The organism is Microbacterium sp. TPD7012, from assembly GCF_003075395.1.
Classification (GTDB): Bacteria; Actinomycetota; Actinomycetes; order Actinomycetales; family Microbacteriaceae; genus Microbacterium.
The window spans coordinates 120,621-135,187 of record NZ_QDFV01000007.1; the positions used below are offsets into that span (position 1 = coordinate 120,621).

A 14,567-nucleotide genomic window follows, 5' to 3' on the forward strand; every position below is an offset into this window, starting at 1 on the left:
TTCCCCGTCCCTTCGTCCTACTTAGCCGGCTGGAGCTGCGTCAGGACGTAGCCTGCCGCGATCGCACCCCAGGACGGCGGGAAGGCGTACATCTCCTCCTCCGTCGGCCAACCCGTGAAGTCCTTCGTGTTGTAGAAGGTCTGGGTGGCGTTGATGACGAGCGGGATGTAGGGCAGGTCGCGGACGATCTCCGTCTGGATCGTGCCGTACAGCGCCTTCTTCTCGGCCTCGTCGTTCGTGCTGATCGCCGACTGGATCGCGGCGTCGACGACGGGGTTGTCGTAGCGGCTGAAGTTCCAGCGTCCGGCGGGGACCTCGGTGCCGACGGGGCTGGTCGACTGGACCGCGGTGCCACCGACCCAGTCGCGGTAGATCTGGAACGGGTCGGCCACCGAGGTGCCGATCATGCCGCCGACGATGAGCTGGTACTCGCCGCCCTGACGGGAGTCCGAGAACTCCTGCCACTGCACGGTCGACGCCGTGATCTTGATGCCCGCGGCCGCGGCCTGCTCGGCGATCAGCTTGGCTGCGTCGTTGTAGTCGGTCCAGCCGTCGACCGAGGTCAGAGTGAGCTCGAGCGGCACGCCGTCCTTCGCGTAGAAGTCGCCGTCCTTGACGTAGCCGGCGGCCTCGAGGATCTTGGCTGCCTCGGCGGCGTCCGCCTCCTGCGGGCTGACCTCGTTGGCGGCATCCGCGACCCACTTCTCGTCGCGCGGGAGCAGCGCGTAGGTCGGGGAGATGTCGCCGGTGAGACCGACGAACGCCTTGTCCTTGATCGCCGCGCGATCGATCGCGACGTTGAGCGCCTGGCGCACGGCGACATCCGTCTGCGGACCGGTGCAGCCGAGGTCGGCGTTCGAGCAGGTGTAGAGCACGGTCGGGTCCTGCGGGGTGTTGACCCAGCTGATCTTGCCGTTGGCCGTGACATCGTCCGGGTTCGGGATGAACATGCCCGTCCAGTCGAGCTCACCGGCCGCGAGCAGATCCTGTGCGGTCTGGTTGTTGTCGACCGCGATGTACTGGACCTTCTTCACACCGAGCTTGTCGGCGTCGCGGAAGTTCTCGTTCGCGACGAGCGTGTACGACTCGCTGGTGGTCTTGTCGACGACGTAGGCGCCGGATCCGACCGGCTCCTCGTTCGCGAAGTTCGCGAAGTCGGCGACGTCGGCCCAGATGTGCTCGGGCAGGATGTACGTCGAGCCGAGGCGCTGGAACTCGGTGGTGTACTGCGCGGCCGCGTAGGTGAGCACCACAGTGGTGTCGTCGGTGGCCTCAGCGGACACGAGTCCGTTGCCCTCGGGGTTGTTCGCCTCGTAGTTGAAGGAGAACGCGACGTCCGCAGCCGTGAGCGGCTCGCCGTCGCTCCACTTGAGGTCGGGCTTGATGGTGATGGTGATCACCGTGCCGTCCTCGTTGTACTCGTACGAGTCGCCGATCAGGCCCACGGGCTCGGAGTCGGACGTCTTGTTGAAGAAGAACAGCGGCTCGTAGATGGGTCCGAGCGCGCCATGGAGCACGGTCGGTGCGAACGGGTTGTAGTTCGCGGTGATCGGGGTCTGGCTACCGGCCCACACCCGAAGGGCCCGGTCGCCATCGGCGTTGCCGCCATCGCCGCTGCCGCCGGTGCCACAGGCGGTGAGGCCCAGGGCCAGGACGGATGCCCCTGCGACGGCGGTGAGCGCGATCTTGCGCTTTCCGTTACGGATCATTCTTCTGTTTCCTCTCGGTGCTGCACTGCAGGAGGGATTTCTCCGGATGGAGCAGAACCCCGTCTGGGGTTCGTGGAAACCCGGGAGGAGCTGTTGGGCCGACCTCGCAGGGTTTGTTAGGACAGTAACCTAACAAACCCTGCCGCGGCGGACAAGCCTCCACCCGGTCGGGAGATAACGTTTCGGACTCGACGGGAATTCTCGTCATCTGCACTCACTAAGTGTCAGAAGGACACTAAGATCGATCTCGGAGGTTAAGGTACCCATGACTCAAACCCGCGGCATCCGGGTCGCCGGCTCGACGGTGATCCTCACGCTGCGCCGTGCGGAGAACGGCGCAGCGGTCCTGTCGCTGCCGCTGGTGCTGCGCACGCGCGAACCTTTCGCGCACCAGTGGGCACTGCCGGGCGGCTGGCTCACCGCCGACGAATCGCCCGTCGACGCCGCGGCCCGTACGCTCGCCGAGACCACAGGCCTCGCCCCCAGCTATCTCGAGCAGCTCTACGCCTTCGGCGCCGTCGACCGCTCCCCCACCCGCGTCGTGTCGATCGTGTACTGGGCGCTGCTCCGCCAGGACGATGTGGTGGCGCAGAGCGCGGCTCACATCGCCTCAGGACGCGCCCCGGAGAACGTGCAGTGGTTCGACGTCGACGCCCTGCCTCCGCTCGCGTTCGACCACGCGAAGATCATCGAGTACGCGCTCTGGCGCCTGCGCAACAAGGTCGGCTACAGCCGCGTCGCGCACGGGTTCCTCCCTGCCGAGTTCACGCTCGCCGATCTGCGGGAGGCCTACGAGGCGATCCTCGGCAAGCAGCTCGACCCCGCCAACTTCCGTCGCCAGGTGGAGGCGACAGGCAACCTGCTCCCCACCGAGCGCTTCCGCACCGGGAGCCACCGACCTGCACGTCTGTACCGCTACAACACCGATGTCGAGCTGGCCGACCGCGGCCCGCTCGGTTCCGAAGAAACGAGCACCCGATGAGCATCACCTTCGTCCCCACGCCCGCGGTTCCGGCACTCGATCCCTCGGTCGATCACGCGATCCAGGCGATCGTCGAGGGAGCGTCGACCGACGCCACCTGCGCGACCGACCTCGCCGCCGGCCCGTGGGACTTCGACGCCCGGCCCGGCTACGGCCCCGGCTCCTCGATGGGCGACGTCATCCCGACCGGCGCCCCGCGTCAGGGCGAGCTCCCCGCGGCCTACCGCGAGGCCGACGAGGACGCGCTCCACGCGCGCATCGAAGCCGCGAAGGCGACCCTCGGCGATCGCGTCGTCATCCTCGGCCACTTCTACCAGCGCGAGGAGGTGGTTCGGCACGCCGATTACGTGGGCGACTCGTTCCAGCTCGCGACGGCAGCCAAGGGCAGGACGGATGCCGAGGCGATCGTGTTCTGCGGCGTCCACTTCATGGCCGAGACCGCCGATCTGCTCTCGCAGCCCGAACAGGCCGTGATCCTGCCGAACCTGGCGGCGGGATGCTCGATGGCCGACATGGCCGACATCGATCAGGTCGAGGAGTGCTGGGAGCAGCTGGCCGACGTCCTCGGCGACCTGGACACCGCCGACGCCGACGGCCGGGTGCCCGTGATCCCCGTCACGTACATGAACTCCTCCGCAGCGATCAAGGGCTTCGTGGGGCGCCACGGCGGCATCGTCTGCACGTCGTCGAACGCCGAGACGGTGCTCGAGTGGGCGTTCGAGCGCGGTCAGCGCGTCCTGTTCTTCCCCGACCAGCACCTCGGCCGCAACACGGCGAAGGCGATGGGCGTGCCTCTCGAGCAGATGCCGATGTGGAATCCGCGTCGGCCGCTGGGCGGCTCCTCTGCAGCCGAGCTCATCGACTCCCGCGTCATCCTGTGGCACGGCTTCTGCTCCGTGCACCGTCGCTTCACCGTGGCGCAGATCGATCAGGCACGCGCGGAGCACCCCGGCGTGCGGGTCATCGTGCACCCGGAGTGCCCGATGGAGGTCGTCGACGCCGCCGACGAGGCCGGATCCACCGATTACATCCGCCGCGCGATCGATGGCGCCACGGAACCGACCACCTTCGCGATCGGGACCGAGATCAACCTCGTCCGCCGCCTCGCGGCCCAGTACCCTCAGCACGAGATCTTCTGCCTCGACCCGGTCGTGTGCCCGTGCTCGACGATGTACCGCATCCACCCCGGATACCTGGCCTGGGTGCTCGAGGAGCTCGTGGCCGGACGCACGCCCAACCGCATCACCGTGTCGGCCGACGTCGCGGATCCCGCGCGGGTGGCCCTGGAGCGGATGCTGGCGGCGAAGCCGCCGGTGACGGTCGGCGCGCGATGAACGTCCTGGTGGTCGGCTCCGGCATCGCCGGGCTCACCGCGGCTCTCCACGCGAGGGAGGCCGGGCATGCTGTCACGATCGTCACGAAGGGCGCGCTCGGCGACGGCAGCACCGGCTATGCGCAGGGCGGCGTGGCCGGGGTCTACGGCACCGGCGACTCGGCGGAGCAGCACGCCGCCGACACGCTGGCCGCCGGCGCCGGCCTCTCGGAGGAGGCGGCTGTCGAAGCCCTCGTCGCCGACGGCGCCGACCGGATCGCCGAGCTGATCACCCGCGGCGTCGGGTTCGACCGCGATGCGGACGGCGTGCTGCTGCTCGGCCGCGAAGCCGCGCACAGTCACGCCCGCATCGTGCACGCCGGCGGAGACGCCACGGGGGCGGCGATCTCCCGCGCGCTCGTCGCGGCGGTGCGTCGCGCGACGATCGACGTGATCGAGCACGCGTTCGTGTCCGACCTCGTCGTGAGCGACGGCGCGGTGCGCGGCATCCGCATGCTGATCCGTGACCGTTCGGGAAACGCGACAGCATCCGACCTCGCGGCCGACGCCGTGATCCTCGCCACCGGCGGAGCCGGGCATCTCTACGCGCACACGACGAACCCGGCCGGGACCACGGGTGACGGCATCGCCGCCGCCCTGCGCGCCGGTGCCGCGGTCGACGACCTGGAGTTCGTCCAGTTCCATCCGACGATCCTCGCCGACGGCCCCGCCTTCCTGATCTCCGAGGCCGTGCGCGGAGAAGGAGCGACGCTGATCGATGACGACGGTCGGCGGTTCGTGTTCGACAGCCACCCCGACGGCGAGCTGGCACCGCGCGACGTGGTCTCCCGGGCGATCGCCCGCCGGGCCGCGGCGCAGGGCGGTCCGGTGCGCCTGGACGCCACCATGCTCGGAGCCTCGACCCTCGCCGCGCGCTTCCCGACCATCGACAGGGTGACGCGCGAACGCGGCTTCGACTGGTCGACCGGCCCCATCCCGGTGACGCCCGCTGCCCACTACCTGATGGGCGGCGTGGTCACCGATCTCGAGGGTCGGAGCACGCTCCCCGGGCTCTTCGCCGTCGGCGAGGTCGCGCGCACCGGTGTGCACGGGGCCAACCGCCTGGCGTCCAACTCCCTGCTCGAAGGCGCCGTCTTCGGCGCGCGGGCGGCGGCGGCGCTCGGTGACCCCTGGCCCGTATCCACCTCCCTCGGGTCGCAGGAATCGACCGATCCGGCGCCCTCATCCGTGGAGTATCGCGACGGAAGCGAGGTCCGGGACTTCTCCCGCGCAGCTCTGCAGCAGCTGATGTGGGACGAGGTCGGACTCCTGCGCACCGGCGAGGGCCTTCGGAACACCCTCGACGCCGTGCGCGCGTGGCGCCTCGGTGCGCCCGCGCCCCGCACGGTCGGGGAGCACGAGGACGCGAACCTGCTGCTGCTGGCCGAGGCGACGGCATCCGCCGCTCTCGCCCGCGCCGGCTCGGTCGGTGCCCACTACCGGCTCACGGATGCCGAGACCCGCAGCGCCGCACCGATCCTGGAGACCGTCTGATGCTCACACCCGCCACCCTCACGCGCGTCGTCGGCGCGGCCCTCGAAGAGGACGCCCCCTGGGGCGATCTGACGAGCACGACCCTGCTCCCCGCGGAGGCGACGGCCACGGCCGACCTCGTCGCACGCGAAGCCGGCGTGTTCAGCGGCGGCGAGGTCTTCGCGACGGCCTTCGCCCTCACCGACCCCACGCTGACGGTCGACCTGCACGTGGGCGACGGCGACGAGTTCGCCGCCGGAGACGTGCTCGCCTCGGTGTCCGGTTCGGCGCGCAGCATCCTCACCGCCGAGCGGGTGGCACTGAACTTCACGCAGCGGATGAGCGGCATCGCGACGCTCACCGCCGCCTACGTGCGCGCGATCGAGGGCACCGGCGCGCGCATCGCCGACACCCGCAAGACCACGCCGGGGCTCCGCGCCTTCGAGCGGCATGCGGTCGCATCGGGCGGAGCGCGCAATCACCGCTACTCGCTGTCGGATGCCGTGATGGCCAAGGACAACCACCTCGCGGTGCTGAAGCGTTCAGGCGCCGACCTCGCGACATCCCTCCGCGACGCGCTGTCCCGACTGCCGCACACGACGCACGTCGTCGTCGAGGTCGATCGCCTGGACCAGATCCCGGCGGTCCTCGACGGCGGTGCGCATACGGTGCTGCTCGACAACTTCTCGCTCGAGGACCTGCGCGCGGGCGTCGCGCTGATCGGCGACAGGGCGACCGTCGAAGCCTCCGGCGGCGTGAACCTCGACACCGTGCACGACATCGCCGCGACCGGTGTCGACGTCATCTCGGTCGGGGCGCTGACCCACTCGGCCAGAGCCCTCGACCTCGGCCTGGACCTGCGGATCGACTGAGCACCATGCTCTACCTCGACCACGCCGCCACGTCTCCGGTACGACCGGAGGTGCTCGCTGCGATGCATCCGTACCTCACGGCGGTGTTCGGGAACCCCTCCAGTCACCACACGGCAGGCGAGGCCGCGGCGAGCGCGCTCGACGACGCCAGAGGCCGGGTGGCGAGCGTGCTCGGCATGCGCCGCGGCGACGTGGTGTTCACCGCGGGAGGCACCGAGGCGAACAACCTGGCTCTCAAGGGCATCGTGCTCGCGGCACTCGACGCCGGGCGGAGGCACCTCGTGGTGTCCCCCATCGAGCACGAGTCGATCCTCGAATCCGCCGACTATCTGAGCCGCTTCCACTCCGTCGCGGTCACGAGACTCCGTGTCGACGCCGCGGGACGCATCGAGCCGTCCGCCCTCGCGGAGGCAATCCGCGAGGACACGGCGCTCGTCTCCCTCGGCCACGCGAACAACGAGATCGGCACGGTGCAGGATGTCGCGGCTCTCGCAGCGGTGGCCCGCGCGGCCGGCGTCCCGCTTCATCTCGACGCGGTGCAGTCGGCCGGATGGCTGCCGCTGCGAGATCTCGGCGCGGATGCCGTGTCGATCGCCGGACACAAGCTCGGCGCCCCGAAGGGCACCGGTGCGCTGGCGGTGCGCGGTCGGGTTCCGTTGGAGCCGCTGCTGCACGGCGGCGGTCAGGAGCGCGGACGCCGCTCCGGCACCGAGAACGTCGCCGGCGCCGTCGGCCTGGCGACGGCCCTCGAACTCGCCGAGGCCGAGCGGGAGGTCGCGTCCGCCCGCGTCGGCGCCGCGACGGCGCGGTTCATCGCCGGCGTGCTGCGCGCCGTTCCGCAGGCGGCGCTCACCGGGGATCCCGACCACCGACTCCCGGGCACAGCGAGCTTCACGTTCGCGGGAACCAGTGGCGAGGCGGTGCTGCTGGAGCTGGAGCGCCGAGGGGTGATCTCGTCCAGCGGGTCGGCGTGCGCGGCGGGCAGCGACGAACCGTCTCCCGTGCTCCTCGCCTGCGGCATCCCGCCCGAGGTCGCGCAGACCTCCGTGCGCTTCACGTTCGGCCGGGAGCCCCTTCCCGACGACGCGCCGGAGCGCCTGACGGCCCTCGTCACAGAGTCCGTGCGAGCGGCCTCGGTCTGAGGCGCGGCCATAGACTCGGCTGGTGACTGCATCCGCCCCGATCGTGACGATGATCGTCCCCGGACGTGACATCGCCGCCTTCGCCCCGGCCGCCCTCGCCTCCCTGCGCGCCCAGACGGAGACCCGCTGGCGCGCGATCCTCATCGACGACGGCTCGGCCGACGAGACCGGAGCGATCTTCGCAGAGGCCGCAGGCACCGACCCCCGGTTCACCGTGCTCAGACACGAGGCCTCCCGCGGACTCGGCGCGGCCCGCAACGTCGGACTCGCCCTCGTCGACACCCCGTATCTCGGCTTCCTCGACGGCGACGACGAACTCGCCCCCGAAGCCCTGTCGCGCCTGACCGGGACGCTCGCCGAGACCGGGAGCGACTTCGTCGCGGGCGCGTACGTGCGACTGCGCCCGCACGGCGACTCGTACAACGCCGGTCGCGTGCAGCCGTGGATCTCGGCGGCGACCGATCCTGAACGGCTCGGCACGTCTCTCGCGCAGCACCCGCGAGCGGTGTCGAACATCGTGGCCTGGTCGAAGATCAGCCGCACCGGCTTCTGGCACGATCTCCGGTTCCCCGAAGGCGTCGCGTACGAGGATCAGATCGTCGCCCAGCTGATGTACACCCGGGCCCGTTCCTTCGACGTCATCCCCGACGTCGTCGTGCGTTGGCGGGTGCGCCCCGACGGCACCTCGATCACGCAGGGGAAGTCTCAGCTCCCGGTTCTGCGCGACTATCTCGCCGCCCTCCGCGGCGGCATCCGGGTGCTGCAGGACGCCGGCGAGCGCGCGGCCGTCACCGCGCGGCTCGACCTGATCCTCGCGATGGACATGCCCTCGCTGCTCGACATCGCCGCGACCCACGACGACCCCGCCTACGCTGCCGAGGTCGCCGTGTTCATCGACGAGCTCCGCGCGCTTCCGGAGTTCGCCGACGCCTCCCCCGATGAGGCGATCGCTGCGGCGCTCTCCTGGTGATTCGACGAACGGTGATTCCATGAACGACTACCTCGACGCGCTCTTCTCACTCGAGGACCGCACCGCCGTGGTGACCGGCGGCAGCTCGGGCATCGGGCGCGGCATCGCCACGGCATTGGCCCGTGCCGGAGCGTCGACCGTCATCGTCGCCCGAGGGGCCGAGCGCATCGACGAGACCGTGCGCGAGCTGCAGGAGAGCGGATGCCGCGTCGCCGGTGTCGTCGGCGATCTCGGCACCCGTGCGGGCATCCACGCCCTCGCCGAGGCGGCGGCCGAACCCTTCGGCGACCCGGACATCCTGGTGAACTCGGCCGGCATCAACATCCGGCCGCCCTACGCGGAGATCACCGAGGACGACTGGGATGCCACGATGACGGTGAACACTCTCGCACCCTTTCTGCTCGGACAGCACTATGCCCGCGGAATGGTCGAGCGCGGGTACGGCCGGCTCATCCACATCAGCTCCCAGCAGGCGCACCGCGCGTTCGTCGGCAGCGGGATCTACGGCGCGTCCAAGGGCGCGGTGGAGTCCCTCATGCGGTCCGAGGCCGAGGCCTGGGGCGGCACGGGGGTGACGAGCAACACCCTCGTCCCGGGGTTCGTCCTCACCCCGCTCAACGCGCGACTTCAGGAGGACCCCGAGAAGATCGCCGCCCTCGCCGCACGCACCATGATCGGTCGCAACGGTCTGCCGAGCGACTTCGCCGGTGCGGCGGTCTTCCTCGCCGGGGCAGGCTCCGGCTACGTCACCGGTCACTCGCTCTTCGTCGACGGAGGCCTCTCGGTGCACTGACCGGCACCCGCGCCACGCTCAGGTCTCGGCGGGATAGACCCGCTCGTCGACCCTCGGCTCGGCGAGCAGCGGGACCGCAGCCGTGAGCGCGGCCACCGCATCGGCGCCGGCGGAGTCCACGGGCGCACGGTCGGCCCTGCGATCGGTGAGCGCCGCCTGGATGCCGCCGGTCACCGCGTCCTCGACGACCGCCTCGGTCGCGAGCACGCGCGAGGCCGCGACCTGCTGGGCGGCGAGCTCGGCGTAGAGGCCGTCGTGGGCGAGCAGCTCGGCGTGCGTACCCGACTCGACGATCCGGCCGGCCTCGACGACGTGGATGACGTCGGCGCCCATGACCGTCGACAGCCGGTGGGCGATCGACAGCGTGGTGCGGCCCTTCGCGGCCTCGTCGAGCGCCTCCTGCACGACGCGCTCCGAGACGGTGTCGAGGGCCGAGGTCGCCTCGTCGAGGAGGAGGACCGGCGGGTCCTTCAGCAGCACGCGCGCGATCGCGATGCGCTGCTTCTCGCCGCCGGAGAGCCGATATCCGCGTTCGCCGACGACCGTGTCGTACCCGTCCTCGAATCCGGCGATGATGTGGTGGATGTTCGCCGCCGTGCACGCCGCGATCACCTCCTCCTCGCTCGCCCCGGGGCGGGCGTACAGGAGGTTGTCGCGGATCGTCGCGTGGAAGAGATACGTCTCCTGCGAGACGATGCCGACATTGTCGATGATCGACTCCTGCGTCAGCGCGCGCACGTCGGCGCCGGCGAAGAGCACCGAGCCGCCCTTCGCCTCGTAGAGCCGCGGTGCCAGGTAGAGGATCGTGGTCTTGCCGGCACCGGAAGGCCCGACGAAGGCGACGTGCTGTCCGGGCTCGGCGACGAAGGAGACGCCGTCCAGCGTGGGCCGGGCCTCCGCCGACGCGTCGGGATAGCGGAAGACGACGTCGGCGAACTCGATGCGTCCGCGCGGACCAGGCGCATCGTCCACCGAGATCGCATCCGGGGCGTCCTCGATCTCGGGGACCAGGTCGAGGTACTCGAAGATCCGCGCGAACAGCGCGGAGGAGGTCTGCAGGTCGAGCGAGACGCGCATGAGCCCCATCAGCGGCATCAGCAGCCGCGCCTGCACGGTGGTGAACGCGACGACCGTGCCGGCGGTGATCGCGTCGGTCCCTCCGGTGATCAGATAACCGGAGACGAGGTAGATGACCGCCGGAACGCTGGCCATCAGCACCTGGACCACGGCGAAGAATCCCTGGCCGCTCATCGCCCTGCGCACCTGGAGTGTCACCTGGTTGCGGTTCTCTGCCTGATACCGCTGCGACTCGGTGCGCTGCCGGTTGAACGCCTTCGAGAGCAGCATGCCCGAGACGCTCAGCGTCTCCTGCGTGATCGAGGTCAGCTCCGACAACGACTCCTGCGTCTCCCCCGCGATCCGCGCGCGCACCTGGCCGACGCGACGCTGCACGAAGATCAGGAACGGCATCAGCACCACCGCGATGAGGGTCAGACGCCAGTCGATGAGGATCATGGCGACGAGCGACGCCACCACCGTCACGACGTTCCCGAGGATGCTGGTGACCGTGTTGGTCAGCACGCCGGAGACTCCGCCGACGTCGTTCTGCAGCCGCGACTGGATCACGCCGGTCTTGGTGCGGGTGAAGAAGCCGAGCTCCATCGCCTGGAGGTGCTCGAACAGTTTGACGCGCAGGTCGCCGGTGACGCTGTTGCCGACCGTCGCCGTCAGCCAGGTCTGCGCGACGCCCAGCACCGCGGAGAACAGGAAAAGTCCCACCATGGCCGCGACCAGCCAGGCCAGCAGCTCGAGCTGCGGGCTGCCGCCGTCGACGGGGAAGAGCGCGTCGTCGAAGATGCGCTGGACGATCAGCGGAGGGATGACGGCGATGGCCGCACCCGCGACGACCAGGATGCCGGTGAAGAAGATCCGCCACCGGTACGGGCGGAACAGCGCGATCACGCGGGCGCCGAGACCGCTGATGCGCGGGGCCTCGGCGTTCAGCTTCCGCTGCGCGTCTTCGTCGACGCCGCGGAACCCGCCGCCGTGCCCACCACCCCTGCCACCGCCCATGCTCATGGCGCCAGCGTACTCAGCGCAGCGGACACCGAGGGCCGTGGGATCCGCTCTCGGCGGATTTCGTCGGGATCGGAATGAAATGTCCGACCCTGTGGTTACGCTGAGAGACTCGCGCGATCTCTCGCACATCCCCCTCATCTTGTCGCCCAGGAGGCCGCCTATGTCTGCCGTCGATACCGGCTCCATCCCGACCACCCGCACGCCCTCGTCCGGCGAGATCTCTCGCACCGACATGCGTGTCATCTGGCTGCTGCTCGTCGCCGCCTTCGTCGCGATCCTCAACGAGACGACCATGGGCATCGCGATCCCGCACCTGAACACCGATCTCGGCATCCCGCCCGAGCTCGGCCAGTGGCTGACCAGCGCCTTCATGCTGACCATGGCCGTCGTCATCCCGACGACCGGCTTCATCCTCCAGCGCTTCACGACGCGCCAGGTGTTCATCGCGGCGATGGTCGCGTTCTCGCTCGGCACGCTCGTGGCGCTCGTCGCGCCCGGATTCGGCGTGCTGCTGGTCGGCCGTGTCATCCAGGCCGCAGGAACCGGCATCATGATGCCCCTGCTGATGACGACGATCATGAACGTCGTGCCTCCGCAGTCGCGCGGCCGCATGATGGGCCGCGTCGGCATGGTCATCTCGCTCGCGCCCGCGATCGGCCCGACGCTCGCCGGTGCCGTGCTCGAGGCGTTCAACTGGCGTGCGCTCTTCGCCATCGTGCTCCCCATCGCGCTCATCGCCCTGGGTATGGGCGTCAAGTGGATGACGAACCTCGGCGAGACGCGTCGCGTCCCGCTCGACGTGCTGTCGATCCCGCTCGCGGCTCTCGGCTTCGGCGGGCTCGTGTTCGGCCTGAGCCAGTTCGGCGGCGAGGGCGGCTCCGGTGAGACGACCGGCATCATCGCCCTGGTCGTCGGAGCCGTGACACTCGGTCTGTTCGTCTGGCGTCAGCTCCTGCTGCAGCGCGTCGACGACGCGCTGCTCGATCTGCGGGTCTTCCGTGCCGGCAACTTCACCTTCGCGGTCATCATCATGACGATCCTCGCGCTATCGATGTTCGGAACGCTCACCCTGCTCCCGCAGTACCTGCAGAACGTCGCGGGACTCAATGCCCTGCAGTCCGGGCTGATCCTGCTGCCGGGTTCCGTGCTCATGGGTCTGCTCGGCCCGGTGATGGGGCGCGTCTACGACTCCCGCGGCACCCGCCCGCTGCTGATCCCGGGAACCATCCTCGTGTCCGCCGCGCTGTTCTACTACTCGACGGTCGGCGAGCACACCGTGTGGTGGGTGCTCATCATCGTTCAGGCCGCGATGTCGGTCGGACTCGCGATGTCCTTCACGCCGCTGTTCTCCGCGTCGCTGGGCTCGCTGCAGCGCTCGCTGTATTCTCACGGCTCCGCCGTGCTGAACACGCTGCAGCAGGTCGGTGGCGCTGCGGGCGTCGCACTGCTCACGGTGACGTACTCCGCGATCCTGCACGCCGGAGAGAGCGAAGGCCTCTCGACGGCGACCGCCGGTGCGCCGGGGGCGCGCATGGCGTTCCTGATCGCGGCGATCATCTCCCTGGCCGCGGTGGCGCTGAGCCCGTTCGTGCGCAAGCCCGCTGATGACGCGGGCGAGGGATTCCACGGCGGTCACTGACCGACACGGATCGCACTACTCGGTGGCGTCTGCCCGCTACGGCGTCTTCGGCGCAGGGAAGTGGCAGACGCCACCGCTGCAATAACCGGCCGCATCGGCCTCGAGCAGGTTCAGAGCACCCGCGAGCGGCGGGGGCGCGAGAGGCGCATCCTGTGCTGCGGTGTCCTGCTGCGTCTTCTTCATCCTTCGATGGTACGCCTGCCGGAGGCCACCGGCGCCGCCCGCCCCTTCCCCGCGTGATACGCCCGGCGTATCGTTCGCTGTGATGCTGGGGCGCGTGCGCGCTCCGGCGACCGCAGCGAAGGAGCCGCCATGATCATCGAGACGCCGGGAGAGGCCGCGGCAACGGGCCATGTCGCCGAGATGTATGCGGGCGACATCGACGACGACGGCTTCGTCTTCGGGCACACACGCGCGATGGCTGTGAATCCCGACGCGCATGCCGCCTTCGAGGACCTGATCGGCGCGATCGTGCCGTCGATCGGCATCCGCGTGTACGAGGCGGCCACGCTCGGCGCGGCGCGGGCCATCGGCTCCACCCACTGCCTCCTCGCTCACGGCCGCAAGTCGCTGCGAGCCGAGGTCCTCGACGAGGACGCCCTCGAAGCCTTCGCGGCGGGAGACGACGCCGGATTCACCCCCGCCGAGCAGGTGGTCGTCGAGTACGCCGCGCGGCTGTCGGACGACCCCGCCTCGATGACGGATGCCGACACGCAGGCCCTGCGCGACGTCGGCTATTCGGACCGGCAGATCGTGGACATCACCCTCGCGGCGGCGGCGCGGAACTTCTTCAGCCGGGCTCTGCTCGCCCTCGCCGTGCCGGTCGACGAGGTCCCCGGCCTGAATCCGACCATCGCCGCCGCGCTGACGCGCTCGAACGCCGCCGGCCGCTCGCAGCCGACAGCGGATGGATAGCCGGTCTCCCCTACGGTTGAGCCATGCTCAAACGACTCCTCGCCCGCTTGTTCTGGGCGTTCAGCCGCTGGACGCTCACGAGTGAAGGCGCACCGACGCGCCCGACGGTGCTGGTGGGCGCACCGCACACGTCCAACTGGGACTTCGTCCTGATGCTCGCCATCGCGTGGCGCCTCGGCATCGACGTGCACTGGCTCGGGAAGAAGAGCCTCTTCCGCGGGTGGCGGGGTCCGATCATGCGTGGACTCGGCGGCATCCCCGTCGATCGCGCCGACCCGGCGCGCGTGGTGAAGGACGTCGTGGGCCAGGTGCATGCCCGCACGGTCTTCGGGCTGGTCGTCACACCGGACGGAACCCGCGGCGGCAACGAGTACTGGAAGTCCGGTTTCTACCGCATCGCCCGCGAGACGGGGATGCCGGTGACCCTGGGGTTCGTCGACCGCACGACCATGACCTCGGGTCTGGGACCGACGATCGACCTCACCGGCGACGTGGCTGCCGACATGGACCGCATCCGGGCGTTCTACGCCGACAAGGCCGGCGTGCGGCCCGAGCGGCGGACAGAGCCGCGCCTGCGCGGCGAGGACCCGGCGGCCTCGCCCGACGCCGCCTGACGAACGG

The 14,567-nt window shown here is 70.1% G+C and carries 13 protein-coding genes; 10 read left to right on the forward strand and 3 right to left on the reverse strand.

All coding sequences use genetic code 11. The features are described 5' to 3' along the window. Window positions 1-17 precede the first annotated feature (17 nt). The gene (locus DC434_RS17450; protein ID WP_116636585.1) at window positions 18-1,709 is read right to left on the reverse strand and encodes an ABC transporter substrate-binding protein; all 1,692 of its coding nucleotides are present in this window, start codon (window positions 1,707-1,709) and stop codon (window positions 18-20) included. Between the two features lie 265 nt (window positions 1,710-1,974). On the opposite strand from DC434_RS17450, the gene DC434_RS17455 reads away from it, so the two are divergent. The 7 genes from DC434_RS17455 to DC434_RS17485 are packed head-to-tail and all read left to right on the forward strand — an operon-like array spanning window position 1,975 to window position 9,313. Beyond that, on the forward strand, window positions 1,975-2,691 hold the full coding sequence (locus tag DC434_RS17455; protein WP_116636586.1) for an NUDIX domain-containing protein: 717 nt from the start codon (window positions 1,975-1,977) through the stop codon (window positions 2,689-2,691). Then, window positions 2,688-4,025 (forward strand): quinolinate synthase NadA, encoded by a 1,338-nt coding sequence (nadA, locus tag DC434_RS17460; RefSeq protein WP_116636587.1) that lies wholly within the window; start codon window positions 2,688-2,690, stop codon window positions 4,023-4,025. Before DC434_RS17455 ends, nadA begins: the two co-directional genes overlap by 4 nt. Then, the gene (gene nadB, locus DC434_RS17465; protein ID WP_116636588.1) at window positions 4,022-5,557 is read left to right on the forward strand and encodes an L-aspartate oxidase; all 1,536 of its coding nucleotides are present in this window, start codon (window positions 4,022-4,024) and stop codon (window positions 5,555-5,557) included. The genes nadA and nadB overlap by 4 nt, the downstream gene beginning before the upstream one ends. After that, window positions 5,557-6,408 (forward strand): carboxylating nicotinate-nucleotide diphosphorylase, encoded by an 852-nt coding sequence (gene nadC / locus DC434_RS17470; RefSeq protein ID WP_116636589.1) that lies wholly within the window; start codon window positions 5,557-5,559, stop codon window positions 6,406-6,408. The genes nadB and nadC overlap by 1 nt, the downstream gene beginning before the upstream one ends. A gap of 5 nt (window positions 6,409-6,413) precedes the next feature. Continuing rightward, entirely contained in the window at window positions 6,414-7,550 is a 1,137-nt protein-coding gene (locus DC434_RS17475; protein WP_116636590.1) for a cysteine desulfurase family protein, read from the forward strand. A gap of 22 nt (window positions 7,551-7,572) precedes the next feature. After that, a complete protein-coding gene (locus DC434_RS17480; RefSeq protein WP_243408996.1) occupies window positions 7,573-8,520 on the forward strand; it encodes a glycosyltransferase family 2 protein in 948 nt (315 codons plus the stop codon). A 19-nt stretch (window positions 8,521-8,539) separates the two neighbouring features. Further along, entirely contained in the window at window positions 8,540-9,313 is a 774-nt protein-coding gene (locus tag DC434_RS17485) for an SDR family oxidoreductase (RefSeq protein WP_116636591.1), read from the forward strand. An 18-nt stretch (window positions 9,314-9,331) separates the two neighbouring features. On the opposite strand, the gene DC434_RS17490 is transcribed toward DC434_RS17485, so the two are convergent. After that, window positions 9,332-11,386: an ABC transporter ATP-binding protein gene (locus tag DC434_RS17490; RefSeq protein WP_116636592.1), complete on the reverse strand. Its 2,055-nt coding sequence runs from the start codon at window positions 11,384-11,386 to the stop codon at window positions 9,332-9,334. Between the two features lie 166 nt (window positions 11,387-11,552). On the opposite strand from DC434_RS17490, the gene DC434_RS17495 reads away from it, so the two are divergent. Next, a complete protein-coding gene (locus tag DC434_RS17495; RefSeq protein WP_116636593.1) occupies window positions 11,553-13,031 on the forward strand; it encodes an MDR family MFS transporter in 1,479 nt (492 codons plus the stop codon). A gap of 36 nt (window positions 13,032-13,067) precedes the next feature. On the opposite strand, the gene DC434_RS20195 is transcribed toward DC434_RS17495, so the two are convergent. Next, window positions 13,068-13,214 (reverse strand): hypothetical protein, encoded by a 147-nt coding sequence (locus DC434_RS20195; protein ID WP_165808120.1) that lies wholly within the window; start codon window positions 13,212-13,214, stop codon window positions 13,068-13,070. A 129-nt stretch (window positions 13,215-13,343) separates the two neighbouring features. On the opposite strand from DC434_RS20195, the gene DC434_RS17500 reads away from it, so the two are divergent. Both DC434_RS17500 and DC434_RS17505 read left to right on the forward strand, forming a co-directional pair. Then, window positions 13,344-13,946, forward strand: a complete 603-nt coding sequence (locus DC434_RS17500; protein ID WP_116636594.1) for a carboxymuconolactone decarboxylase family protein — start codon at window positions 13,344-13,346, stop codon at window positions 13,944-13,946. Between the two features lie 23 nt (window positions 13,947-13,969). After that, window positions 13,970-14,560, forward strand: a complete 591-nt coding sequence (locus DC434_RS17505) for a 1-acyl-sn-glycerol-3-phosphate acyltransferase (RefSeq protein WP_116636595.1) — start codon at window positions 13,970-13,972, stop codon at window positions 14,558-14,560. The last annotated feature ends 7 nt before the right edge of the window (window positions 14,561-14,567 follow it).